Source organism: Mesorhizobium sp. M0140, from assembly GCF_040322475.1.
In the GTDB taxonomy this organism is placed as follows: domain Bacteria; phylum Pseudomonadota; class Alphaproteobacteria; order Rhizobiales; family Rhizobiaceae; genus Mesorhizobium.
Genome location: NZ_JAMYTM010000020.1, coordinates 26,189 through 49,950 on the forward strand (window position 1 = coordinate 26,189; position 23,762 = coordinate 49,950).

25 protein-coding genes, 1 pseudogene and 1 riboswitch are annotated in these 23,762 nt (G+C 62.6%); of the genes and pseudogenes, 14 read left to right on the plus strand and 12 right to left on the minus strand.

Features of this window, described 5'->3' with window-relative positions:
• The first annotated feature begins 120 nt into the window (after positions 1 to 120).
• Genes NKJ37_RS20085 through NKJ37_RS20095 form a run of 3 tightly spaced genes read left to right on the plus strand, consistent with a single transcriptional unit; the run spans position 121 to position 2,562 of the window.
• Positions 121 to 909, plus strand: a complete 789-nt coding sequence (locus NKJ37_RS20085; protein WP_023811078.1) for a DUF3108 domain-containing protein — start codon at positions 121 to 123, stop codon at positions 907 to 909.
• Between the two features lie 34 nt (positions 910 to 943).
• Positions 944 to 1,879, plus strand: a complete 936-nt coding sequence (yddG, locus tag NKJ37_RS20090; RefSeq protein WP_352774785.1) for an aromatic amino acid exporter YddG — start codon at positions 944 to 946, stop codon at positions 1,877 to 1,879.
• Positions 1,876 to 2,562: a lysoplasmalogenase family protein gene (locus NKJ37_RS20095; protein WP_352774787.1), complete on the plus strand. Its 687-nt coding sequence runs from the start codon at positions 1,876 to 1,878 to the stop codon at positions 2,560 to 2,562. Before yddG ends, NKJ37_RS20095 begins: the two co-directional genes overlap by 4 nt.
• A 1-nt stretch (position 2,563) precedes the next feature.
• Here NKJ37_RS20095 and NKJ37_RS20100 read toward each other — a convergent pair whose 3' ends face one another.
• Together NKJ37_RS20100 and gloB are read right to left on the minus strand one after the other, a co-directional pair.
• Positions 2,564 to 2,992, minus strand: a complete 429-nt coding sequence (locus NKJ37_RS20100; RefSeq protein ID WP_023811081.1) for a cupin domain-containing protein — start codon at positions 2,990 to 2,992, stop codon at positions 2,564 to 2,566.
• A 19-nt stretch (positions 2,993 to 3,011) separates the two neighbouring features.
• Positions 3,012 to 3,779 (minus strand): hydroxyacylglutathione hydrolase, encoded by a 768-nt coding sequence (gene gloB / locus NKJ37_RS20105; RefSeq protein WP_352774789.1) that lies wholly within the window; start codon positions 3,777 to 3,779, stop codon positions 3,012 to 3,014.
• A 195-nt stretch (positions 3,780 to 3,974) separates the two neighbouring features.
• Between gloB and NKJ37_RS20110 the strand changes: the two genes are divergently transcribed.
• The 3 genes from NKJ37_RS20110 to NKJ37_RS20120 all read left to right on the plus strand — a co-directional run bounded on the left by NKJ37_RS20110 (position 3,975) and on the right by NKJ37_RS20120 (position 7,606).
• A complete protein-coding gene (locus tag NKJ37_RS20110; RefSeq protein ID WP_352441747.1) occupies positions 3,975 to 4,757 on the plus strand; it encodes a class I SAM-dependent methyltransferase in 783 nt (260 codons plus the stop codon).
• A gap of 132 nt (positions 4,758 to 4,889) precedes the next feature.
• A complete protein-coding gene (locus NKJ37_RS20115; RefSeq protein ID WP_352774791.1) occupies positions 4,890 to 6,716 on the plus strand; it encodes an ABC transporter ATP-binding protein/permease in 1,827 nt (608 codons plus the stop codon).
• A gap of 86 nt (positions 6,717 to 6,802) precedes the next feature.
• On the plus strand, positions 6,803 to 7,606 hold the full coding sequence (locus NKJ37_RS20120; RefSeq protein WP_352774793.1) for a DUF1194 domain-containing protein: 804 nt from the start codon (positions 6,803 to 6,805) through the stop codon (positions 7,604 to 7,606).
• Between the two features lie 70 nt (positions 7,607 to 7,676).
• On the opposite strand, the gene NKJ37_RS20125 is transcribed toward NKJ37_RS20120, so the two are convergent.
• A complete protein-coding gene (locus NKJ37_RS20125) occupies positions 7,677 to 8,609 on the minus strand; it encodes a glycosyltransferase family 2 protein (protein ID WP_352774794.1) in 933 nt (310 codons plus the stop codon).
• Positions 8,610 to 9,016: 407 nt separating this feature from the next.
• Between NKJ37_RS20125 and NKJ37_RS20130 the strand changes: the two are divergent.
• A pseudogene (locus NKJ37_RS20130) lies at positions 9,017 to 9,327 on the plus strand (DUF1330 domain-containing protein).
• A 30-nt stretch (positions 9,328 to 9,357) separates the two neighbouring features.
• Here NKJ37_RS20130 and NKJ37_RS20135 read toward each other — a convergent pair.
• From NKJ37_RS20135 to metX, 4 genes are all read right to left on the minus strand, one after another.
• A complete protein-coding gene (locus NKJ37_RS20135) occupies positions 9,358 to 10,365 on the minus strand; it encodes a glycosyltransferase family 2 protein (protein ID WP_352774796.1) in 1,008 nt (335 codons plus the stop codon).
• 163 nt (positions 10,366 to 10,528) lie between these two features.
• Positions 10,529 to 11,383: a Stf0 family sulfotransferase gene (locus tag NKJ37_RS20140; protein ID WP_352774798.1), complete on the minus strand. Its 855-nt coding sequence runs from the start codon at positions 11,381 to 11,383 to the stop codon at positions 10,529 to 10,531.
• Positions 11,332 to 11,946, minus strand: a complete 615-nt coding sequence (metW, locus tag NKJ37_RS20145; protein WP_023811089.1) for a methionine biosynthesis protein MetW — start codon at positions 11,944 to 11,946, stop codon at positions 11,332 to 11,334. Before metW ends, NKJ37_RS20140 begins: the two co-directional genes overlap by 52 nt.
• Positions 11,947 to 12,004: 58 nt before the next feature.
• Positions 12,005 to 13,174: a homoserine O-acetyltransferase MetX gene (gene metX, locus NKJ37_RS20150; RefSeq protein ID WP_023811090.1), complete on the minus strand. Its 1,170-nt coding sequence runs from the start codon at positions 13,172 to 13,174 to the stop codon at positions 12,005 to 12,007.
• Positions 13,175 to 13,288: 114 nt separating this feature from the next.
• Positions 13,289 to 13,366, minus strand: a riboswitch (SAM riboswitch).
• Between the two features lie 136 nt (positions 13,367 to 13,502).
• Here metX and hisC point away from each other — a divergent pair.
• Positions 13,503 to 14,612 carry a histidinol-phosphate transaminase gene (gene hisC / locus NKJ37_RS20155; RefSeq protein ID WP_023811091.1) on the plus strand — a complete coding sequence of 370 codons (1,110 nt, stop codon included), beginning with the start codon at positions 13,503 to 13,505 and terminating at the stop codon, positions 14,610 to 14,612.
• A gap of 6 nt (positions 14,613 to 14,618) precedes the next feature.
• On the plus strand, positions 14,619 to 15,554 hold the full coding sequence (locus tag NKJ37_RS20160) for a prephenate/arogenate dehydrogenase family protein (protein ID WP_023811092.1): 936 nt from the start codon (positions 14,619 to 14,621) through the stop codon (positions 15,552 to 15,554).
• Between the two features lie 7 nt (positions 15,555 to 15,561).
• Here NKJ37_RS20160 and NKJ37_RS20165 read toward each other — a convergent pair whose 3' ends face one another.
• Together NKJ37_RS20165 and NKJ37_RS20170 are read right to left on the minus strand one after the other, a co-directional pair.
• On the minus strand, positions 15,562 to 16,485 hold the full coding sequence (locus NKJ37_RS20165; RefSeq protein ID WP_023811093.1) for a sugar kinase: 924 nt from the start codon (positions 16,483 to 16,485) through the stop codon (positions 15,562 to 15,564).
• Between the two features lie 7 nt (positions 16,486 to 16,492).
• Positions 16,493 to 17,491, minus strand: coding sequence for a DUF2125 domain-containing protein (locus tag NKJ37_RS20170; RefSeq protein ID WP_352774800.1), 999 nt, complete (start codon positions 17,489 to 17,491; stop codon positions 16,493 to 16,495).
• Positions 17,492 to 17,632: 141 nt separating this feature from the next.
• Between NKJ37_RS20170 and NKJ37_RS20175 the strand changes: the two genes are divergently transcribed.
• The 3 genes from NKJ37_RS20175 to NKJ37_RS20185 all read left to right on the plus strand — a co-directional run bounded on the left by NKJ37_RS20175 (position 17,633) and on the right by NKJ37_RS20185 (position 19,940).
• Complete coding sequence (locus tag NKJ37_RS20175) at positions 17,633 to 18,154, plus strand: gamma-glutamylcyclotransferase (protein WP_127295979.1); 522 nt, start codon at positions 17,633 to 17,635, stop codon at positions 18,152 to 18,154.
• 121 nt (positions 18,155 to 18,275) lie between these two features.
• The gene (locus NKJ37_RS20180) at positions 18,276 to 19,223 is read left to right on the plus strand and encodes an aldo/keto reductase (RefSeq protein WP_352723186.1); all 948 of its coding nucleotides are present in this window, start codon (positions 18,276 to 18,278) and stop codon (positions 19,221 to 19,223) included.
• 90 nt (positions 19,224 to 19,313) lie between these two features.
• Positions 19,314 to 19,940 carry a LysE family translocator gene (locus NKJ37_RS20185; RefSeq protein WP_128304661.1) on the plus strand — a complete coding sequence of 209 codons (627 nt, stop codon included), beginning with the start codon at positions 19,314 to 19,316 and terminating at the stop codon, positions 19,938 to 19,940.
• A gap of 25 nt (positions 19,941 to 19,965) precedes the next feature.
• Here NKJ37_RS20185 and NKJ37_RS20190 read toward each other — a convergent pair whose 3' ends face one another.
• Both NKJ37_RS20190 and NKJ37_RS20195 read right to left on the minus strand, forming a co-directional pair.
• Complete coding sequence (locus NKJ37_RS20190; RefSeq protein WP_023811098.1) at positions 19,966 to 20,766, minus strand: lysophospholipid acyltransferase family protein; 801 nt, start codon at positions 20,764 to 20,766, stop codon at positions 19,966 to 19,968.
• Between the two features lie 119 nt (positions 20,767 to 20,885).
• Positions 20,886 to 21,788 carry a LysR family transcriptional regulator gene (locus NKJ37_RS20195; protein WP_352723182.1) on the minus strand — a complete coding sequence of 301 codons (903 nt, stop codon included), beginning with the start codon at positions 21,786 to 21,788 and terminating at the stop codon, positions 20,886 to 20,888.
• Positions 21,789 to 21,898: 110 nt separating this feature from the next.
• Between NKJ37_RS20195 and NKJ37_RS20200 the strand changes: the two genes are divergently transcribed.
• Positions 21,899 to 22,369: a nuclear transport factor 2 family protein gene (locus NKJ37_RS20200; protein ID WP_352631955.1), complete on the plus strand. Its 471-nt coding sequence runs from the start codon at positions 21,899 to 21,901 to the stop codon at positions 22,367 to 22,369.
• Positions 22,370 to 22,390: 21 nt separating this feature from the next.
• A complete protein-coding gene (locus NKJ37_RS20205) occupies positions 22,391 to 23,023 on the plus strand; it encodes a pyridoxamine 5'-phosphate oxidase family protein (protein ID WP_352612748.1) in 633 nt (210 codons plus the stop codon).
• Here NKJ37_RS20205 and NKJ37_RS20210 read toward each other — a convergent pair whose 3' ends face one another.
• Positions 23,024 to 23,749, minus strand: coding sequence for a YdcF family protein (locus NKJ37_RS20210; RefSeq protein WP_128304658.1), 726 nt, complete (start codon positions 23,747 to 23,749; stop codon positions 23,024 to 23,026).
• Positions 23,750 to 23,762 lie beyond the last annotated feature (13 nt).

A 23,762-nucleotide genomic window follows, 5' to 3' on the forward strand; every position in this document is an offset into this window, starting at 1 on the left:
CCCACGGCGCGCCCGGCATTTTCATATTAAGGCCGGAATTCATCCTATAAGCGGTTCCATAGGGACATGCCAGACCGGAGTTGCCCGCCTCCGGCCCAAAATCAAGGACCCGATCCCGCCATGCTTCGTTCGCCACATGCCCTTGTTGCCATGCTTGCCATAGCTTTGCCGTCCGCCGCGTCTGCTGCCTCGCCGCAGTCGTTCAAGGGCGAGTACACGGTGTCGTTTCTTGGTCTTTCGATAGCGAAATCAACGTTTTCCAGCCGCTATGAGAACGGCGCCTACGCGATCCAAGGCAGTGTCACCGCGGCCGGTCTCGCCAAGCTGTTCGACGACACGCGCGGCACGATCTCGTCCAAAGGCACGATTGCGGGCAAAAAGATGGTGCCGCAGGCATTCCGCGCCGACTACACCTCCGGCAAGAAGGCATCGGTGGTCGATATCCGCTTTGCCAATGGCAGGGTCACTTCGACGAAGGTCGTACCGGCACCAGGCAAACGCGACCCCAAGAACTGGGTACCGCTCGGTGCCGGCGACCTGGCATCGGTGCTCGATCCCATGGCCGCCACCGTCATTCATGCCGACAGTCTCGACCAGGTCTGCGGCCGCACGGTGAAGTTCTATGACGGCGAGATGCGTGCCGACCTGACGTTGACCTACGCGTCGAAAGGCACGATCTCGGTCCCGGGCTACAAGGGCGACACCGTCACCTGCCAGATGGGCTTCGAGCCGGTGGCGGGTTATCGCAAGGGCCGCAAGGCGCTCAACTATCTCAAGAACAAAAGCCGCATGATGGTGACGTTTGCACCGCTCGGCCAAACCGGCGTATATGCGCCGATCCGTGCCACGGTTGGCACGCAGATCGGCACCTTGACCATCAGCGCCGGGCGTTTCGAAGCCGTACAATAGCCAGGCGCGGAATTGGCGCGCCACTGGAGACAGAATGGGGCGCGCAACACTGATCGGCTTTTCGGCGGTCGCCATGTGGGCGTTGCTCGCACTGCTCACCGATGCGTCGGGCCAGGTGCCGCCGTTCTTGCTGTCGGCGATCACCTTCTCGATCGGCACCGGCGTCGGGCTGGTCGCGCGGCTGTTCATGCCGGCACCCGACAAGAGCCAGAAGATACCGCCGCAGGTGTGGCTGATCGGCATTGCCGGCCTGTTCGGCTACCACTTTTTCTATTTCACCGCACTGCGCAATGCGCCGGCGGTGGAGGCGAGCCTGATCGCCTATCTGTGGCCGCTGCTGATAGTGCTCGGCTCGGCGTTGATGCCGGGCGAAAAACTTGCCTGGAACCATATCGTCGGCGCGCTGCTCGGCCTTGCCGGCACCGTGCTGATCGTCACCAAGGGTGGCGGGCTGGCCTTCGACGCCCGCTATTCCTTCGGCTATGCCATGGCTGCCGTCTGCGCCGTCTTGTGGTCGTCCTATTCGTTGTTGTCGCGGCGCTTCCCATCGGTGCCGACCAGCATCGTCACCTGGTTCTGTGCTGCCACCGCGGTGCTGTCGCTCGCCTGCCACCTGGCGCTGGAACAGACGATTCTGCCCGTCGGCGCCGGCCAGTGGCTGGCGGTGCTTGGTCTTGGCCTGATGCCGGTGGGCGCTGCCTTCTACGCCTGGGACATCGGCGTCAAGCGCGGCAACATCCAGGTGTTGGGTGCCGCAAGCTATGCCGCACCGCTGTTGTCGACGCTGGTGTTGATCGCGGCCGGCGTCGCCGAGCCGTCGCTGCGCATCCTCGCCGCCTGCGTGCTCATCACCAGCGGTGCGGTGCTCGCCGCAAAATCCCTGTTCCTGCGCAAGCCGGCTGCGGTCGAGAGCGGAGCCGCGGCATCCGAAAGCAGAGCCGGGGCATCCGAAGGCGGAGCCCAGGCATGACGATGCCGTTTGCGGGCGGCATCGACGCCAATGCCAATGCGACACTGATTTTTTCGCTGGCGGCGGCGGTGATCTATGCCTTCACGCTTGGCATGCCGCCAACGCTGGCCCGCTCGGCCGCAAAGACGCTCGCCGTGGCGATGCTCGCCGTGCTGGCGGCGCTGCAAGGCGGCCCGCTGCTGCTGGTCGCCGCGCTCGCACTCAGCGCCGTTGGCGACGCCTTCCTGTCACGCGACGGCGAAAAGGCCTTTCTCGGCGGGCTGGCCAGTTTTCTTGTCGCTCACATCGTCTATGTCGCGCTGTTCCTGCGCAGCGGTGGCGGGTTGGGAGTGCTTGGCGCCGAGCCGTGGCGCGGAGCGATCGCGCTCGCCATGGCGGTGTTCGTGGTCATCGTGCTGGCGGCGCTGTGGCGTCGTGTCGGTCCCAGCCTGCGTATCCCGATCACCGTCTATATCGCGGCGATCCTGGCAATGGGCATCTCGGCGCTGACAACAAGCAATATGTGGGTGATTGGGGGCGCCGTGCTGTTCATGGCGTCGGACGGGCTGCTCGCCACGGAGAAATTCCTTGTGGCCGCCATCTCGCCGCATCGTGCCTGGATGCGTTTCGCCGTCTGGGCGCTGTACTACGCCGTCCAACTCGCGATCACGCTAGGCTTCCTGCTAAATCAGGCTTCTTATTGAGTTAGGACTGTCCAGGCTGCCAGCCGGGTGCCGCCAGCTCAAAAGCTGCAAACTCGAAGCCCGGCGCGACGGTGCAGCCGACCAGTGTCCATTCGCCCAGGCTGCGCGCCGATTGCCACCATTCCGCCGGCACGACGATCTGCGGCCGCTCACCGGCTGCGAGATCGATGCCGAGCACCTGTTCCACAACGGTGCTGCCTTCTTCCCACATCGACAGCGCCAGCGGGGCGCCGGCATGGAAATGCCAGACCTCGGCGGCGTCCTTGACCCGGTGCCAGGCCGAAACCTGATGCTCCTCAAGCAGGAAATAAATGGCGGTCGAATGGCCACGCGCGCCGCCGGTGCCATCGCGAAAGGTCTCGGCATACCAGCCGCCTTCCGGATGCGGCTTCAGCCCGAGCGTCGCGATAATTTCTGCGGAGCTGGTCATGGCGACGATACCACCGGGCCTAGAAATTGTCCTTGCACTTGCGGATTTCGGCAAAGATCTCGGCGTCCGAAGCTTTCTCCAGCCCCAGATGCTTGCGGATCGCCGGATCGTGCCAGCGCAGGAAGGGATTGGTCGACAGCTCCTCGCCGATCGTCGTCGGCAGCGTCGGCTTATTGTCGGCGCGCAGCTTTTCGATCTTGGCGGCGCGTTCCTTCAATGCCGAATTCGTCGGGTCGACGGTCAGCGCGAAACGGGCGTTGGCGAGCGTGTATTCATGACCGCAATAAATAATCGTTTCGGCCGGAAGCGCGGCCAGCTTCTTCAGCGAATCGTACATCACCGGCGGCTTGCATTCGAACAGCCGTCCGCAACCCAGCGCAAACAGCGTGTCGGCGGTGAACGCCACACCCGAAGCCGGCAAATAGTAGGAAACGTGGCCGGCGGTGTGGCCGGGCGTGGCGATGACTTCGATCTTTTCATCGCCAAGATGGAGGACCGAGCCGTCTTCGACGGTTTCGTCGATGCCGGGGATATTGGCCTTTTCCGCTTCCGGGCCGACGATGCGCAGCTTGAAGCGCTCCTTCAACGCAAGATTGGCCTCGACGTGATCCATGTGATGATGCGTGGTCAGGATCATCGTCGGCGTCCAGCCGGTGCGCTTTATCGCGGCCAGGATAGGCGCTTCCTCGGGCGCGTCGATGATCGCGGTCTGGCCGCTTTTGGGATCATGCACCAGCACGCCGAAATTGTCGCTGCGGCACATGAACTGTTCGATTTCGACCGGCATCGCATCTCTCCGTTTATGGCCGCAGACATAGGGCGCCGGCGCGTGGATGTCATCCTGGATGTTGAAGACATCCTGGATGTGAGCAACATTCCGGGACGTTGAACAACATCCCGCAATGTCTAGTGACATTCCCGGAATGCCAGGTCGTCGCGGCCTGTTGTTGAAACCCGCCGATATCGCGGCTACATCCCTGCCATGCATTCCGACATCGTCGATCTTCGCTCCTTCTATTCGACAACACTCGGCCGTTTCGCCGAGCGTTCGATCACCATGGCGTTGTCGTCGATATGGGCGGTCGTGCCCAACGAGCGGCTGGTTGGTCTGGGCTACACCTTGCCGTGGTTGGAGCGGTTCGGCACCGACGCCGAGCGGGTCTTCGCCTTCATGCCGGCGACGCAGGGCGCGGTGGTGTGGCCGGCGACAGGGCCGACGGCGACGGCACTGGTCTTCGACGAGGAACTGCCGCTGGTCGATTCCTGCATCGACCGCATGCTGCTCGTCCATTCGCTCGAACATGTCGAGAACCCACGTGAGACGCTGAACGAGATCTGGCGCGTGCTGTCGCCGGCTGGCCGGGTCGTCATCGTCGTGCCCAACCGGCGCGGTGTCTGGGCGCGCTTCGAGCACACCCCATTCGGCAATGGCCGGCCCTTTTCGCGCGGCCAGCTAACCGAATTGCTGCGCGAGGCGAATTTTACGCCCGCCGCCTGGTCCGATGCGCTGTTCTTTCCGCCGTCGAGGCGCCGTTTCATGATGCGCTTCCACAATGTGCTGGAGCGCGCCGGCCGGCGGCTGTGGCCGATCTTTTCCGGCGTCATCGTCGTCGAGGCGCAGAAACGGCTCTATCAAGGCGTGCCCGTCGTCCAGCGCGCCTCGCGCCGCGTCTTCGTGCCGGTGCTGTCGCCGCATGGCGCCACCCGGCTTGGCCGTCACAAAGCCGGTGCCGAGCCCTCGGCTGCGCGGGTGACGGCTTCGTGATCACGGCAAGCGTGCCTGACGTCGTTTCCCTGCCTATCTGTCGCAAGCGGACCGACAGCCCATCCGGCAGCCCATACGAACGCCTGTCAAGTTTCTCCATCCGGTTTCAGCACTGACGCAAGGACCTCGGCCATGGCTGATCAACCGGACAATGCCGCCGCCGTTCAGCCGGTTGCCGTGGCGGTCGAAGCCAGCAGCCTGCGCGATCAGGTGATGACGATCCGGCGGGCGCTGGCGGGATCGCCGGTTCGCAAATGGTTGCAGTGGACATCGGTCGGCATCATGGCCGTGATCATTGCAACGTCGATCGGCCAGGTTCTGCTCAACCGCTGGAACCAGCCTTTCTACGATGCGCTTGCGCGCCGCGACATGGCGGCCTTCCTGCACCAGCTCCTCGTCTTCGCGATGATCGCCGGCGGGCTGCTGGTGCTCAATATCGGCCAGACCTGGCTCAACCAGATGATCAGGCTCAAACTGCGCGAGGCGCTGACGCTGGATCTGATCGATCAGTGGATGCGGCCGGCGCGCGCCTTCCGGTTGGCCAATGCCGGCGCCATCGGCGTCAATCCCGACCAGCGCATGCAGCAGGACGCCGCGCATCTGTCCGACCTGTCAACCGATCTCGGCGTCGGCCTGCTGCAGTCGTGCATCCTGCTGGTGTCCTTCGTCGGGGTGCTGTGGGAGCTGTCCTCGGGCTTCGTGTTCCACATCGGCGGGACCTCGCTGGCCATACCGGGCTACATGGTCTGGGCCGCCATCCTTTACGCCGGCATCGCCTCCTGGCTGAGCTGGCTGGTCGGGCGCCCGCTCATCCGCCTGAACAGCGACCGCTATACACGCGAAGCCGAGCTGCGCTCCTCGATGGTGCGCGTCAACGAGAATGTCGATGCCATTGCGTTGTATCATGGCGAGGCCGACGCCAGGCGGCGGCTCGAACTCGATCTCGGCACGGTGCTGGGCGCCATGCGGCGCATCTACACCGCCCAGATCAACCTGTCCTGGGTGACCGATACCTATGGCTGGATCACCGTCGTGGCGCCCATACTGGTCGCTTCGCCGGTCTATTTCTCAGGTGATATCAGCTTTGGCGGGCTGATGATGGCGGTCGGCGCCTTCAACCAGGCCCACTCCTCCTTGCGCTGGTTCATCAACAACATCGGCAGTATCGCCGATTGGCGCGCCACGCTGATGCGCGTGGCCGATTTCCGCATCGCGCTCGATGAAACCGATGCGCTGCACGACACCGAAAAGCGCATCGCCTTCGGCCAAAACGTCAATGGCAGCCTGACTTTCGAGAAGCTCGAAGTGACCTCGCCGGAGGGTTGCACCAGACTCGCCGACCCGCATGTCGAAATCCGCCCCGGCGAGCGCGTCATGATCACCGGCGACCCCGGTGCGGGCAAGACGCTGTTCTTTCGTGCCATTGCCGGCCTGTGGCCATGGGGAAGCGGCCGGATCGGCCTGCCGGCGGGAGAAACCCCCATATTCGTGCCGCGCGTGCCTTATTTTCCGGTCGGCACGTTGCGCGAAGTCCTCGATCACCCGAACGGGCCCGCGCCGGCGAACGATGCCGACATTTCGGCGGTGCTGGCCGAGGTCGGCCTGGGACGGCTATCCTCGTCGCTCGACCGCGCCGGGCGTTGGGACCATGAGTTGGGCGATGACGAACAACGCTCGCTGGCCTTCGCCAGGCTCGCGTTGCGGCAGCCGAAATGGGTGATCATCGATGAGGCGCTGGATGCGTTCGACGGCCCATCGCTAAGACGCGTGCTGTCGATGCTCGAGAAGCGTTTGCCGGGGACAGCGATCCTCAACATCGGGCGCGGCCAGCACAACAACCACTTCTTCCCCCGCGCGTTGACGATCGTCAAGGATTCCGGTGCGCCAGCCCTGAAGCCCGCCCGCGTCAGGGCCGGCGCGATCGAACCGCCGCCAGCCGCCGCTCGTCGCAAGAAATGAGCTGATTTCCGGGCGAGGGAAGCAGAGCTTTATTTTGCCGCGATCGCGAGGGAAGCTCCTCGGGAGAAACAATCTTGGCGACGGCCATGCTTGATGCTCTGCGCCTGCTTGCCTGTCTTGCCTGCGCCCAGGCTGCCCCGGCCGCCTCGCCGCCGGATGCGCTCGCCGTCGACGTCGAGCTGGTGCTGGCGGTCGACATCTCGCTGTCGATGGACGAGAAGGAGTTCGCCCTGCAGCGGGCCGGTTATGTCGAGGCGCTGCGGCATCCCGACTTCATCAAGGCTGTCCGCGCCGGCGCCAAGGGCCGCATAGCGCTGACCTATTTCGAATGGGCCGGCACGGTGCGCGACGACGCGGTTATCGGCTGGCAGATTATCGATAGTGCCGAGAGCGCGAACAGCTTTGCCGACAAGGTCGCGGCTCGTCCGTTCCGCAGCTTTCGCGGCACTTCGATTTCCGGCGCGCTGGCCTTCGGCACCGAGCTTTTCGACCGCACGTCTTTCCAGGGCGAACGCAGCGTCATCGACATTTCGGGCGACGGACCGAACAATATCGGGCCGCCGGTCACCGCGACGCGTGATGCGGCGACTGCCAAAGGCATCATCGTCAACGGCCTGCCGATCCTGATCAGCCCGTCGCCCGCCTTCAGCCATCTCGACCAGTATTATGCGCAGTGCGTGATCGGCGGACCCGGTTCCTTCGTGCTGCCTATCTATGCCGCCGCCGAGTTTTCGACAGCCATCCGGCGGAAGCTGCTCCTGGAAGTGAGCGGCATTCAGGACGAGGTGAGAAGTGTCCCCGTCGACGCGGCGACGCCGATAGACTGCCTGCAAGGCGAACGGGACAGGCGGTTTCTATCGGATCCGTATTTTCCCGAACTTGACCGTTGAGCTCTCGACAGAGGGGTTAACGCGATCCGGAGGAAAAACCATTCCACAATTTCCCGGAATCCCTATCGGTTTAAGCGGGCCGGGCACCAAATTGATTGCGAAACTCGTTGGAGAGATCGCGGCGCCAGCGCCGGCCATGGACATAGCCTTGCATCAATTCCGGCAGCGAATAGCCAAGCGTTTTGGATGAACGGTTGGCCATGTAGCCCTGAAATGCCTCCGGTATCCTGCCTCGCAGGATGTCGGCGATGAGCTGCCGCGAGATCATGTAAGGCGGAATGTGCGGGTAGGCATGGGCAATATGCGGATGTTTGCCCATCAGGTTCGCATAGGCCTCGACATAGCCGTCACGGCGGCCGGAAATCGAGTTCTCCGAATTGTATTTCGTCCAGTCCAGATCCCTGGACAACTGCGCACCGAAGCGCCGGGCAAGGCGCAGCAGCAATTCGCGATCCTGCATGCGGGTGATGTCGCTGTCGTAGCCGCCGATGGCCAGCAAGGGTTCGCGGCGAGCGGTGATCGCGGAGCCGGCAATGAAGATGGTCTGCCCAACCAGCGTCCGCTCCAGCATTGCGGGGCTCACGAACGCCTCGGGGTTGACGCAGTTTGTGATGCGATTGCCTTTCAGGGACACGAACGAACTGATCAGCACTTGCAGTGCAGGATTCTCATCGAACCAGGTCAGGGTTCGTTCAAGCCGGTGCGGCATGTAGATGTCGTCGGAATCGAGGAACGTCACCAACGGTGCCCGCGCGCGCTCGATGCCGGCATTCCTGGCAGCGTTGGCGCCTCGCCATTTCGCCCCGACATAGATCAGCCGCGGGTCCTGGATACGGGCCAGCGCCGCTTCGGTTCCATCAGCCGAACCATCGTCGACGACAATGTGCTCAAGCCTCGACATGCTCTGGGAGAGTACGCTTTCCACGGCGCGCAACACCGTTTCGCGTCGGTTGTGGGTCGGCGTAATGACCGTGATGAGAGGTGTTGGTTGGATCCCGGCCATGTCTGTCAGCTGTTTCCTGCGCAGGGTTGCGCGTCTGTCCAGGACTTTTCGATTTTCAGAACGGTCGAATGGATTGGACTTCCCTTCCTCTACACCGCATCACAGTCGGCGCGACGCTACAAAAAACGACTGCCCCTGTCACCCACCGTGCCGGTACTCAATCCGCGCGAGACAACGAATCCCCGCTGCTAGCGTTCCAATTGCAACAGCACCGCCGCACATAGCATTGCGAATCACCATGGAAGCAACCCATCATGACAGGTAGCATACATCTCATTACCTCAGACGTAATCGCTTAGCGCTCGGCGTTTGGTCAGATTGCCCATGCGAGGCCGGCAACTCGGCTTCGATGACAAGGGAGTCCAGTCATGGCCGCTTACGCCGTCGCCCATATGCGCCAAGCCGCAATGGGTCCGCAGATCGTCGAATATCTGCACAAGATCGATGCCACGCTGGAACCTTTCGGCGGCCGTTTTCTGGTTCATGGCGGCGATGTGGAGGTGATCGAGAACGACTGGCCTGGCCATCTGATCATCATAGAATTCCCGACAGGCAGCATGTGCGTGGCTGGTACAATTCGCCCGCCTACCGGGCGATACTGGCGCTGCGCACGGACAATTCGGAGGCGGATGTCGTGTTCGTCGACGGCGTCGAACATCCGCACAAGGCCACGGATGTTCTGGAACAATCGACGGGTCAAGGATCAATTGGACGCTGAACCGCGGTTCAAGGAAGGGCGGTAAAGCGTCTAGCTGTGCCCAACATAGTCGGGCACAGTTTCAATTTTGTCACGAACCATGCCAGTCGCAAAACTGAACTGGCCCCAAAACGCCAAACCATAAAATGCCTGACCGACAATCAGAGAAAAGGGAACCTGCCAAAGCGGCATCCCCGTTTCCCGGGCATGGCCTACGATCCGTCGTGTCGTGCGCCATGACATGGTGAGCCACCGGCTGAAAGACTTGACTATCCGTCGCGCGCGGCTCGGCGAATTGAGCGCAACGAACTTCCGGTCGGCGTCGCGACCTGTAACCAGGGCGCGCCAGTAAAAGAACCGCCAGCCCCGCGGCGAATAGTGATAAACGCGTGCGTCGACATTATGAATTTTGTGGCCCTCCCGCAGCAGTTCGCGCATCAGCAAAGTGCAGGAAACCTTGAAGCCGTTATGTTTTGGAAAAGGATGGCTGACGATCCACTCGCGTCGAAACGCTACATTGTTAGCGTTGATCGCTCGCTTCGAGGCAAATCGCCCGTCTCCACGGGCCATCGGGAAAAACCAGATCAACGCAAACGTTCTTGAAAAGAAATCGTCGTATGAGAGGTATGTATATCCGTTTGCGCAGATAACTTCAGAGTTTTCAAAGGGCTCAAGCAGTCCTGGTAGCCATCCTGGTTCCGCGACCACGTCGGAATCCATAAAGATGACGATATCTCCGTCCGATGCCAGCATGCCGTTGTTCTTCAGGTCGTAATATCGGCCGCCAGGGAAAGCCGTGAAGACGAATTCGGCAACCTGACCGAGCTGCGGGGCCTCATTCGAAATCTCACGACGCAACGCATCCTCGTCCGACTCTGCTCCCCCGTGAGAAATAACGATCCTTGGTCGCACTAAACCGGTTGCTGAAACCGATGTGATTTCCCGAGCCAAGGCCTTCATCCCAACGCCGATCTCGTCCCAGTCGATCGATTTTGCATTCTCCATTTCGACGACGAGTGAATACGTTGGACGCTCTTGAGCCATATCTGAACCGATCAAGTTATTAGTGCCGATGTGGCTATAACGCTCTCGGCGGGCTGTCAAACCAGCGTGCAATAAGAATTTGTGCTCGTGATCGCCATGGACGGCGATGCGCTTTGATCAATAACATCGCATCTCTGGCGCCCCTGGATGCTTCGTGTTCTCGTACAATGCCGTTCGATCAGATCGAGAACCTTGAGCTCCTCTTTTTAAGAAAACCGCGACGGCAATTGTTGGCATGGAAGTTCGACGTGTCAGAATATTCCGCCAAGAACCGCTCTCTCCACTCCTCATTGATGGTGTCTCGTTGAATATCGAGGCCCGAATCGAGATCAGACCCGGGTTTCAAGACAAGCTTGGCGTCGACCAGAGATGCAGCCCTTTCAAGGCAGGTCCGTGGATGTTCAAGGAGTTCTTCGTATGTCAGTGATAGGAAGGACAATCCGTTTTTTGCAAACCAGACATCCCAGGCCAGATTTTCCAGGATGATTTTTTCAAGCGAGTCCGCGATTGCTTTGCCGTCGTAGCATGGTCTCTTCTGATCGGCCTCGGTAGAGCGGAACCGACCACTCTGACGAGCGCGGGTCCACGAAACTGCTTGACCAACGAGGTCCCCACGCGTCAACCGCATATAGCGCAGCTTTGGAAGGCTTGCGGGGAGATCCACGGTTTTGGCAACCTGTGAAAACTGGCTGGCAAACAGTTTGACCGCGTAAATCCCGGAGGGAGACCGCCCGTCCTTCAGTGCATGCAAAACCTGGGCACGGGGGTCGCGGGGATAGTTCGGCATTTCTAGAACACGACGGCCCCCGAACCACTCGAGTGGGTTGCCAAGCCCGGTGGCTGCCATCAATCCGGCTAGGTGGTTGCTGCCACTGCGCGGTGAGGTGCAGATGAGAATTCCGGCTTTCAACCCAGCCCGCATGTCCGGTGGGATTTCAACTGGCAGAGGGCGCCTACGAAAGAGATACATGGCGATCAATATTACCGTTTCAGCAAGAACACTGCCTGCTGGCCGAAGAAGTTCCAGAACCACCACGGCATCGACAGGCCGATCTTCTGGCCGGCGGCGTCGAGAGCGGTTGCCTTCTCGACGGTCGCGCCGAGCTCGTCGCACAGATTGACGAAGTCGCGGATGGTGCAGAAATGGATGTTGGGCGTGTCGTACCAGGAATAGGGCAGGTCCTTGGTCACCGGCATGCGGCCCTGGATGAACAGCGACAGGCGCACCCGCCAGTGGCCGAAATTGGGGAAGGACACGATGGCGCGGTTGCCGATCCTGAGCAGTTCGTCGAGCACCAGCTTCGGGTTGCGGGTGGCCTGCAGGGTCTGCGACAGGACGACGAAGTCAAAGCCCTTGTCGGGATAGAATTCGAGATCCTTGTCGGCATCGCCCTGGATGACCGAGAGGCCTCGCGCTACGCATTCATTGACGCCGCGCTGCGACAGCTCAAGTCCACGGCCGTCGACCTGCTTGGTGTCCTGCAGCAATTCGAGCAGCGAGCCGTCGCCCGAACCGACATCGAGCACGCGCGACTGTGGCGGGATGAGGTTGGCGACGACTTCTAGGTCGACGCGCTGGTCGCGGTTGACGCTCATGGCTTCGCCTCCTGCCTGGCGCATGATCTCGATCCGAAAAGCCTGCAATTTTTCGGGGTCATGCGCTGAGCCCTCTCGCCCGGGCCGCCGAGCCGATGAAGCCGTTTATGGCGGCAAACAGTTCCGGCTCGTCGAGCAGGAATGCGTCGTGGCCGCGGTCGGTTTCGATCTCGACGAAGGATACCGATGCGCCGGCGGCGTTGAGCGCATGCACGATCGAGCGGCTCTCCTCGGTCGGAAACAGCCAGTCCGAGGTGAAAGACACCAGGCAGAAGCGGGTTTTCGTTCCGGCGAAGGCATCGGCCAACCGGCCGCCATGGTCGGCGGCAAGGTCGAAATAGTCCATCGACCGCGTCATGTAGAGGTAGGAGTTGGCGTCGAAGCGATCGACGAAGGTCATGCCCTGATGGCGCAGATAGCTTTCGATCTGGAAGTCGGCGTCGAAGCCGAAGGTCAGCGCTTCGCGATCCTGCAAATTGCGGCCGAATTTCCGGTGCAGCGCGGCTTCCGACAGATAGGTGATGTGGGCGGCCATGCGTGCCACCGCCAAGCCCTTTTCCGGGCGTTTGCCGTGCTCGAAATATTTGCCGCCATGCCAGTCCGGATCGGCCATGACAGCCTGCCGGCCGACCTCATGAAAGGCGATGTTCTGCGAGGAATGGCGCGCGCCGGTGGCGATCGGCAGCGCCGAGAAGACGCGCTCCGGATAGCTCGATGCCCATTCCAGCACCTGCATGCCGCCCATAGAGCCGCCGAGCACGCAGAACAGCTTTTCGATGCCGAAATGGTCAATCAGCATCTGCTGCGCCCGCACCATGTCGCGGATGGTGATAATGGGCAGGTCAAGCCCATAGGGCTTGTCGGTGGCGGGATTGGTCGAGGCCGGACCGGTGGACCCAAGGCAACCACCGATGACGTTGGAGCAGATGACGAAGAAGCGATTGGTGTCGATGATCTTGCCGGGGCCGATCAACACTTCCCACCAGCCAGGCTTGCCGGTCACCGGATTGGTGCTGGCGACGTGCTGGTCTCCGGTCAGTGCATGGCAGACGAGGATGGCGTTGGAGCGGGCATCGTTCAGCGTGCCGTAGGTCTGGTAGGCGATCTGGAACGGTGACAGCAGCGTGCCGGCGTCCAGCTTGAGCGGCTTGTCGGATCCAAAACGCAAAACCGGGCTCGACGGTTGGTCGACCTCGTTGTTGGTTTTGCGGGCACGCAGAACGGCCATGACATCCATCTCACACTTTGAGCCCACGCATCGCGCTTGTCGAAAGTCGATGCCGATCCGGGTGTCCGGCCGGCGCGGACAACAAAAAACCGGCATTGCGGTTGCAAAGCCGGTTACAGGATGCAAACGGCCCTTTAGCAAGTTGTTTAACGTGGCTGCAAGCCGACCGGCCAAATCACCACGGAAGTCCGCTCCCCTTCTAGGGCTGTGGCGCGCCGGCGTCAACGGCCAGCCTTGGGCGGTGGCTGTCGCCTCTCGACATTGCAGGCCACGGCTTGTATTTCCGCTGCGGCTTCCCTCAGGAAGCGTTCTCGACGGATTTTGCGACATGAGCCAGACACCGGACCAGGCACGTCCAACCCCGCGCGCGGGCATCATGGACATAGACGCCTATGTGCCGGGCAAGAGCACGGCGCCCGCGGGCGTCGCCAAGGTTCACAAGCTGTCCTCGAACGAGAATCCGCTAGGGCCCTCGCCGAAAGCGATCGAAGCCGCGCGCGAGATTGCCGGAAAGCTCGACGTCTATCCAGATGGCACCGCCAGGCGGCTGCGCGAAGCGATCGCCGAGGTGCATGGTCTCAACCCGCAGAACATCATTTGCTCCAACGGCTCCGACGAGATCCTCGGCCTGCTGGCGCAGACTTATCTGGCGCCCGGCGACGAGGCTGTCATCACCGAACACGCCTTCATGGTCTACAAGATCTACATCCAGTCGGCAGGTGCCGTTCCGGTGACGATCAAGGAAAGAGACGAGCGCGCCGATATCGACGCCATCCTCGCAGCCGTCACGCCGCGCACCAAGATCGTGTTCCTGGCCAATCCCAACAATCCGACCGGCACCTATGTGCCTTTCCAGGAGGTGCGCCGCCTGCATGCCGGCCTGCCCAGGCACGTGCTTCTGGTGCTAGACGCGGCCTATGCCGAATATGTCCGCCGCAACGACTATGAGGCCGGCATCGAGCTGGTCGGTGCTGCCCAGAACGTGGTGATGACCCGTACCTTCTCCAAGATCGGCCTCGGCGGAGCGCGGATCGGCTGGATGTATGCGCCGATGCATATCGTCGACGCCATCAACCGCGTGCGGGGTCCCTTCAACGTCAATGCGACGGCGATCGAGGCCGGTATCGCAGCCATCCGCGACCGCGCCCATGTCGAGCGCAGCGTGGCGCACAACGAGACCTGGCTGGCCTGGCTGAGCGAGGAATTCACAAAGCTCGGGCTGCGGGTAACGCCGAGCGTCGGCAATTTCGTCCTCGTTCATTTTCCTGACGATCAGAAGCATTCGGCGGCGGCGGCGGACGACTATCTGACGGCGCGCGGCTATATATTGCGGCGCGTTTCGGGCTATGGCTTTCCCAACGCGTTGCGCATGACCGTCGGCACCGAAGAAGCCAATCGCGGCGTTGTCGCCGCTCTCACGACATTTCTGAAAAGCTAGAACGCCATGACATCACCGATGTTTGAAAAGATCGCGCTGGTCGGCATCGGCCTGATCGGCTCGTCGCTGGCCCGCGTCATCCGCCGCGAGGGGCTGGCCCGTCACGTGGCCATATCAACGCGCAGTGCGGCGACGCTGGCGCGAGCCGAGGAACTCGGGCTCGGCGATAGCTATACCACCGATGCGAAAGAGGCGGTCCGCGATGCCGACCTAGTCGTCATTTCGGTGCCGGTCGGCTCATCCGGCGCGGTGGCCGAGGAAATCGCGCCGGCGCTGAAGAAGGGCGCGATCCTCACCGATGTCGGCTCGACCAAGGCGTCTGTCATCGCGCAGATGCAGCCTTATGTCCCTGAAGGCGTCCATTTCATTCCCGGCCACCCGCTGGCGGGCACGGAAAAATCCGGCCCCGACGCCGGCTTCGCCGACCTGTTCGACAATCGCTGGTGCATCTTCACGCCGCTGCCCGATACCGACGCGGACGCGCTGGAGCGGCTGTCGGAGTTCTGGCGCCGCTGCGGCGCCAACATCGATACCATGGACCCGCAGCATCACGACATGACGCTGGCCATCGTCTCGCACCTGCCGCACATCATCGCCTACAACATCGTCGGCACCGCCGACGATCTGCAGTCGGTGACCAAGTCCGAAGTGATCAAATATTCGGCTTCCGGCTTCCGCGACTTCACGCGTCTTGCCGCTTCCGATCCGACCATGTGGCGGGATGTGTGCCTGCACAACAAGGACGCCATCCTCGAAATGCTGGCGCGGTTCTCGGAAGATCTGGCGTCCCTGCAACGCGCGATCCGCTGGGGGGACGGCGAAAAACTCTTCGACCTGTTCACCCGCACCCGCGCTGTGCGCCGCTCGATCATCGAGGCCGGCCAGGACATCGACGTGCCCGATTTCGGTCGCCAGGCCGTCGAGCATCCCGCGAAGGGCTAAGTCAGTTTCAGGCTGGCCAGGTCTGCGCAACCATGGCCAGCGTCTCGGCCCGGTTCGGCGCACCAAGCCTGCCGCCGAAGCGCAGGCATTTGAGCGCGGCGGCCGCACTGGCAAAGCGCAAAGCCTGCTCGACCGGCATGGCTTCCGCCAGCCCGACGGCGAAGGCGCCGTGAAAGACATCGCCGGCGGCCAATGTGTCGATCGCCTTGATCTTCGGTGCCGCGACATGGCGCACGCAGCCTGCGCGACGGTCGTGCCACCAACTGCCCGCCGCGCCGCCTGTCACTGCGACAAAAGCGTCGGTGCGGCTGGCGAGATCGGCGCAAGCCGTTTCCGGATCGAGCGCCTGGCCGCAGACAATGCGCGCCGCCGTTTCCGAAGCGACGATGTGCGTGGCGAGCGGCAACAGCTGTTCCAGGATCTGCAACGGTGCGGTATCGGCATCGAGGATTGCCGGCCGGCCGAGGGCGCGCGCCGCTCTCAGGGCAAGGGCTGCCGCACCTGGCCAGCGGACATCGACCAGTACGGCGTCGAATGCCGTGAGGTCGGCGACCGGCAAGGCTTCGGGATCGGCCTGGGCAAGCCCGTCATAGAACGGCACGATGATGCGCTCGCCATACGCGTCGACCAGGATCGAGGCCAGCGCCGAGCGGGCGCCTCTGACGCGGCGCACAAAGGTGCAATCGACGCCTTCGGCCTCGATGCCGGCGATGAGCTGGTCGGCGACGGCATCGTCACCCGCGCTCGCCCACAGCGATACCTCGGCCCCCAGGCGATGCGCGGCGCAGGCAGCACTCGTGGCCATGCCCGAGGCGATCTGGACGCCGTCGGAGGCAATGAACTTGCCTTGATGCACGGGCAGCGTCTCGACGCGCAGGATGGTGTCCAGCGTCAAAGCGCCAACGCTCAGCAGCTTCACGGGTCTTGCCATCGCAGCGCTATTCCACCGGCTTGATCTTGCCCAGCGGAATGAAGCCGAGCGAGGCCTTGCCCCTGACCACCTTCAGCGGCATCGACGGTTCGTTGCCGAGCACCGCCAGGGAAGCAAAGCCCTGCTCGATCTGGCTTTTCTGCTCGGGTATGGCGGCGCCGAGAATGGCCGCCACCGCCTTCGGGTCCTTCAGCCTGATCATCAGATCGGCGTTGATCAGGCCCTCGGCATCGACCGAGAGCGGTCCCGAAACGGTGACGCGCGCCGTCCCCGACGACAGGTCGAGGTTGCGGATTTCGATCGCCTGGCCACGAAGGCTCTTCACCTGCGTGCCGATCAACGCGACACCGTTCTTCAGCGTGACGTCGCCACTGGCATCGAGCGCCGGAAGCACGCGCCCGCCAATTGCGTCGGGGTCGATCTCGAGATCGCCGAAACTGCCGAGATAGTCGATATCCTCACCGTTGGGCTGCAACTGACCCGATGCCTTGCCGGCGCTGAACAGTTGCACCGGATCGGTGTCGTCGGCCGGGTCGGTCTGGCCGGAAAGGCCCTCTGCCTCCAGCGAAATCCGCTGCGGCAGCGGCCACCACAATTTGAAATTGGCCTGCAGATTGTCCCAGTCTATCCACAGCGGCACCATGTCCGGAACGGAGGTCCTGAGCGGGCCGCGCAGATTGGCAACCGGCGACAGAGGCTGGATGATCTGGGCGGCTGCGTTGAAACTGCCGGCTGAAGCCGCAATGTTCTTGGCATCGTCCTCATAGGCGAGGTTGTCGCAGGAGACGGTAAAGCTCAAGGGATAGCCGCTGACCTGGAGATTGCCGCAGCCGGCCTCGACGCCATTCTTGTTGAGCGTGGCAACCGCCTTGTCGGCTTCGCTCCTGACGCGGTCAGCCAGATAGAACCAGCCGCCGCTGTAGAGGGCGAACAGCACGACGATGAATGCTGCAAGCCAGACCACACGGCGACGTTTGTTCGGCTGGCGTTCGTCACTTGACGTCATGCTTTGGCTCTCGTTAACGCATGGGTGTTGCGGACGGGTAGGCGATTCCGCCAGGTAGACAGACGAATAGTTAGACGGGACGGGCGGAAAAAACACCGGTCCGGTTCGGTGTTGGCATCTTTTGCAATCAGGCGCGGCGATATGGGCGATTTTTGGGTGTTTGGCTATGGCTCGCTGATCTGGCGGCCGGGATTCGCGCATGTCGAAACACAGCGTGCCCGCCTGCATGGCTACCGGCGCTCGCTCTGCGTCTATTCCTTCGTGCATCGCGGAACGCGCGAGCGGCCGGGGCTGGTGCTCGGCCTCGACCGTGGCGGGTCCTGCGTCGGCCTCGCATTCCGCGTTCCCGGCGACTTGCACGACGAGGTCATGGCCTATCTTCGCGAGCGCGAACTGGTCACCAATGTCTATCTGGAGCGCATGCTCAAGATTCGCCTCGACGGGGGCGGTACGGTCGACGCGGTGGTCTACATTGTCGACCGCCACCACGAGCAATATGCCGGAGCGCTCGACGCGGCGGATGCGGCGGCCGTGGTGCGCGGCGCGGTCGGCCAGTCCGGCAACAACGAGGACTATGTGCTGAGCACGCTTGAGCATCTCGAGGCGTTGGGCATCCGCGACCACTGGCTGGAGGATGTCGCCAGGCAGGTCGCGCCTTTGTGAAGCTGGCTCTGCGGAAAAAGGCGGCCAGGCCTTTGACCTCGTTCAGGCAAGACCTAGGTTAGGCTCCGACTCTCAGCCCGCGGGCGCCATTTGCCCGCCCCAATCATCCCGGAGATACGCCTTGCAGAAACGTCGTCTCGGTCGCACCGACCTGTCCATCGCGCCGCTGGTTCTGGGCGGCAACGTCTTCGGCTGGACCGCCGACGAGAAAACCTCGTTCGACCTGCTCGACCGCTTCGTCGGCGCCGGCCTCAACGCCATCGATACGGCGGATGCCTATTCGCGCTGGGTTCCCGGCCACAAAGGCGGTGAATCGGAAAACATCATCGGCAAATGGATGAAAGACCGTGGCAATCGCGACAAGGTCGTGGTGATCACCAAGGTCGGTTCGGATATGGGGCAGGGGCACAAGGACCTGTCCGCCGCATACATCGAAAAGGCCGTCGATGCATCGCTGAAGCGGCTGCAGACCGAGTTTATCGATCTCTATCTGTCGCATTGGCCGGACCCTGCAACGCCCTATGAAGAAACGCTTGGCGCCTACGAGAAGCTGCTCGCCAAGGGCAAAATCCGCTATGCCGGCTGTTCGAATCTCGACGCCGGCCAGTTGCGTGCCGCACTCGATGTGGCGAGCTTGCGCAGCCTGCCGCGCTACGAGGTGCTGCAGCCGGAATACAATCTTTACGATCGCTCGTCCTTCGATGGGCCGTTGCGCGATCTATCCGTGGCCGAGGACATCGGCGTCATCACCTATTTCAGCCTGGCCAAGGGTTTCCTCAGCGGCAAATACCGCAGCGAAGCCGATCTCGGTCAAAGCCCGCGTGGCGGCGGGGTGAAGGACTATCTCAATGCGCGCGGCATGCGCATCCTTGCGGCACTCGACGCGGTTTCATCAAGGCATTCGGCCAAGCAGGCGGAAGTGGCGCTTGCCTGGGTTATCGCTCGGCCGGGCGTCACCGCGCCGATCGCCAGCGCCACCAAGCCTGAACAGATGGACAGCCTGATCAGGGCAGCGTCGCTGAAACTGACCGCCGACGACATGGCCGAACTCGACAGAGCGAGCGGCTGAAGCTCAGTCGCGACGCCTCGCACGAACGTCCAAGACGCCCCTCTGGTCCTGCCATACCGTCTCTTCGCGCAAGGCAGGACAGAGGATAAAATGGCTGAGCCGCTTCTTTCGCAGCCGGATTTTTGGGGACAACTTCTCGCGCTGATGCTTGCCGCCCTGGTGATCATGGGCAGCCCGGGACCGGCGACGATAAGCGTTACCGCCGTTGGCGCTGCCTTCGGTTTGCGCCGCTCGCTGGGTTATGCCTGGGGAATCATACTGGGCACGATCGCCGTGCTTCTGGTTGTCGCGACCGGGGTCGTGGCGGTGCTCACCGCGATGCCGAGGCTGGCGCCGTTGCTGGCTTTCGCTTCCGCGGCCTACATCCTCTATCTCGCCTTCAAGATCGCCACGGCGCCGCCCATGGCAGCACGCGGCGCCGAGGCTTCGTGTCCAACATGGCTGGCTGGATTCCTTCTCGCGGTCGCCAATCCAAAGGCCTATGTGGCGATCGCCGCCGTGTTCGCCGGTGCTTCGTCCAAACAGGGCGCCACTGAGCTTGGTCCATGGCTGAAGCTGACGGCTCTCGCCCTGATGATCGTTGCCATCCATGCTCTGTGGCTTGTCGTGGGAGCATCGTTCGCGCGCTTCCTGCGCCGGCCGGCGGCCTCGCGGATCATCAATCTGGTCTTTGCCGCGACGCTGGTGTTGACCACCACGCCGGCCGTGTTCGGTTGAGAACTGTCGGCCGGAGACTTCCGATTCAGGCTTTGGTTCTTTCAGCCGCGTCCAGCTCTTGCAGCCTTTTCACCGCTGTCGGAGGCAAGGCAGGCGGGCTCGGACCGCGCGCCACATCAATCAGGAATTGGTCGCAGGCAGCCTCGGTCTCGCCGATCAGCCGGGCCATGAATTCGTCCTTGCTCAAGCCGGGCGGGATCGGCGGCAGGAAGCGTGCCTTGATGGTGCCGGGGTAGCGCAGGAATTTCCGGCGCGGCCAGTACAGGCCGGCGACATGGGCAACCGGCACCACCGGAACGCCAAGCTGCGCATAGATTTCGACGATGCCGTATTTGTAGGCCGGTTCGTCGCCCGGTGCCCGGCGTGTGCCCTCGGGATAGATGATCAGCTGGCGAGGGTTGCGCGCCATCTCCTCCTTGGTCGCGGCGACCACGGCCTTCAGCGCCTTCGAGCGGCTGCCGCGGTGAACCGGGATCATCCGCATCTTCATGATGTACCAGCCGAAGAACGGGATCCAGGTCAGCTCTCGTTTCAAGATGTAGAGCGGGTCCTGGAGGAAGGGGAAGAAGGCGATCGCGTCCCAGAACGACTGGTGCTTGGGCGCCAGGATGAACGAGCCTGCTGGCAGGTTTTCCTGGCCAGTGATGTCGCTCTTCGTTCCAGCGATCTTGTCGAAGAGCCACATCGAGGTGCGCGACCAGAATTTCGGCACGAACCAGGCGCGGTGACGGGGCGACAGGAAATAATAGGGGGTCCAGAGGATCATCTGGACGATCAGGTTGACGTAGAAGACGAAATTGAACGTCAGCGATCTGGCATAGAGCATGGGGGAGGCCCGGTGAGGAGGTGAGCGTTGGTTACACCAAGCGCGGGGAAAAAGGAAATGGCCGCAGGGCGCCTTGACCGACGAAGAAAGCGGTCGCCGATTGGGGAGACCCGGTTCCGCTACTTCAGCCGCGCCAGCCGCTCCTTCAGGCGCGGGCCGGCAAAATCGAGGAAGGCACGCAGCTTCACCGGCAGCAGGCCATGGCCCGCATGCACCAGGCTTACCGGCCATGGATTTGGCTCGAACTCCTCCAGCAGGACGCGCAGCATGCCGGACCGCAGCGCGGCCTCGATCTGGTAGGAGAGCACTTTTGTGAGCCCGACGCCGGCAATCGCCGCATCGATGGCCGCTTCGGCGGTGTTGACCTGAAGCCGTGAATGGACCTGAACCGGGATTTCTGCCTTGCCCTTGATGAAGCTCCAGGTGGCGGCGGAAGCAAGTCCCTCAAAGGTGATGCAATCGTGTGTTTCCAGATCTTCCGGGGTGATCGGCGTGCCGTGTTCAGCCAGATAGGCGGGGCTGGCGCAAACGACGCGGCGGATCGCGCCGACGCCCATGGCGACCAGGCTCGAATCGGGCAACCGGCCGATGCGGATGGCGAGGTCGAAATGGTCCTCGACCAGCTGGGTTATGCGGTCTGCCAATATCAGGCGGATGTCCACGTCGGGATAGGCTGCGAGAAAGCCGGTGACGACCGGCAGCACGTGCAGGCGGCCAAAGACGACCGGCGCGGTGATGGCCAGTTCGCCGGTCGGAGCACTGTATTCGCCGGCTGCCGTGCGTTCGGCCTCGCCGACGTCGTCGAGGATGCGGCGGCAGGCGGCAAGATAGGTCTGGCCGGCATCGGTCGGTGTCAGCCGTCGCGTCGAGCGATTCAGGAGACGTGTGTTCAGATGGCGCTCGAGATCGGAAATCTTGCGGCTGACCGTCGCCAGCGGAATGCCGAAACGGCGGCTGGCCGCGGAAAGGCTGCCGGCCTCCACCGCGGCGACAAAGAGCGACATGGCTTCGAGACGATCCATAACTTCTTCCGGAAAATGGAAGGATGAGTTGCAAATATGCCATCTGAAGGATGGAAGGCTTTATATTGGGTATCGGCCTGCCTGCAGCATGGCCTCGCAAAGGAGTTGCCATGTCCGAAGCCCGGCCGCCACTGCCGCCCTTCACCGCAGAGACATCAGCGCAAAAGGCGCGCATGGCCGAGGACGCCTGGAACTCCCGTGATCCGGCACGGGTCGCGCTTGCCTACACAATGGACAGTCGCTGGCGCAACCGGGCCGAATTCCTGCAAGGGCGCGATGCCATCCAGGCGTTCCTGACACGCAAATGGAGCCGCGAGCTTGACTATCGTCTGATCAAGGAGGTCTGGGCCTTCCACGGCAACCGCATCGCCGTGCGCTTCGCCTATGAATGGCACGACGACAGCGGTTCATGGTTCCGCAGCTACGGCAACGAGAACTGGGAATTCGACGAACATGGACTGATGCGCCTGCGCATCGCCAGCATCAACGACCTGCCGATCGGCGAGGCTGACCGCAAATATCACTGGCCGCTCGGCCGGCGGCCGGACGATCACCCAACACTGTCGGAACTCGGGCTTTAGAGCAATTCCAGGAGGCTTTCGATGAACGCGCATGCTTTCACCAGCGACGTCGCCTTCACGCCGACCGTCAAGGCGATCCAGGCACGCAAGGGCTCGCGTCAGTCCTATGCCCGCGTCGAGGAGCGTGGCGGCTGGCAAGCTGTCATCACCCCTGACCTTGCCGCCTTCATCGAGATGCAGACCAGCGTTTTCCTGTCGACGGCCAATGGCGATGGCCAGCCCTACATCCAGCATCGCGGCGGACCCGCCGGCTTCCTCAAGGTGCTGGATGAACACACGATCGGCTTCGCGGATTTTGCCGGCAACCGGCAGTTCATCACGCAGGGCAATCTGGCCGACAATCCAAGGGCGTTCCTGTTCCTGATCGACTATATGCACCGCCAGCGCATCAAGATCTGGGGCACGGCGCGGGTCGTCGAGAGTGACGCCGAGTTGATGGCGAAACTGATGCCGCAAGACTACAAGGCGCGCCCCGAGCAGGTCATCCTGTTCACGGTCTCGGCCTGGGATGCCAATTGCCCGCAGCATATCCCGCAACGGTTCGAGGCGGCCGACGTGGCGGCGGCACTCGAAGAGCGGGACAAGCGTATCGAACGCCTTGAGCAGGAGATCGCACGGCTCAGGGGAAATTCGGGCGCGGCCGCAGGGGAATAATCAGCCGCCGGCCGCGGTTTCGGCCAGTGCGATGCCGTTAGGCGTCGGCTTGACCGGCACGATGCCGCGCGCCAGCGCCAGCAGATATTTGTTGTATTCGGTGAACAGCACGCGCAATGCCCGCGGCTTGGTCAGCCAGCCGCCATTGTCGAGGTTGGAATTGACCACCGGATAGGGCTCGAGCTTGGCGCCATGCAGCAGCCTGCCCATTTCCAGCAGGCTGCGGGGCATGTGATAATTGTTGGTGACGAGGATCACCGTGCCATAGGCGTGGCTCTCGACCCATTTGGCGCTTTCCTCCGCATTGCCGATCGTATCGAGCGCGGCGCGGTCGATGTCGACGCAACAGGAAAACAGCTTCTTGTCGCCGCCGGTCGCTGCCTGCAGCTGGCGACGGCTGGCCGAAGGGTGCACGCCGCTGATCAGCAGCCGTTCGCCCTTGCCGGACGCCAGCAGATCCATCGCCGCATCGAGGCGGGATTGGCCGCCGGTCAAGACAATGATCGCGTCCGCCCTGGCCGGATTGGCGGGCGTCGTCAGATGGCTTACCTTGTTGGCGAACCAGCCGAAACCGCCGGCAAACAACGTAGCGAGGATGAGCAGAGACAGAGCCGAGAGGCGCAACGCGGCTCTTAGACGGCTCACAGCGCGGCGGTCATGCGAACGGGCAACCACCACTGGCATCTGCCCAGCCGTACCGGTCGAATCCCGCGCGTCCATCGCCATATGGTTAATCCTG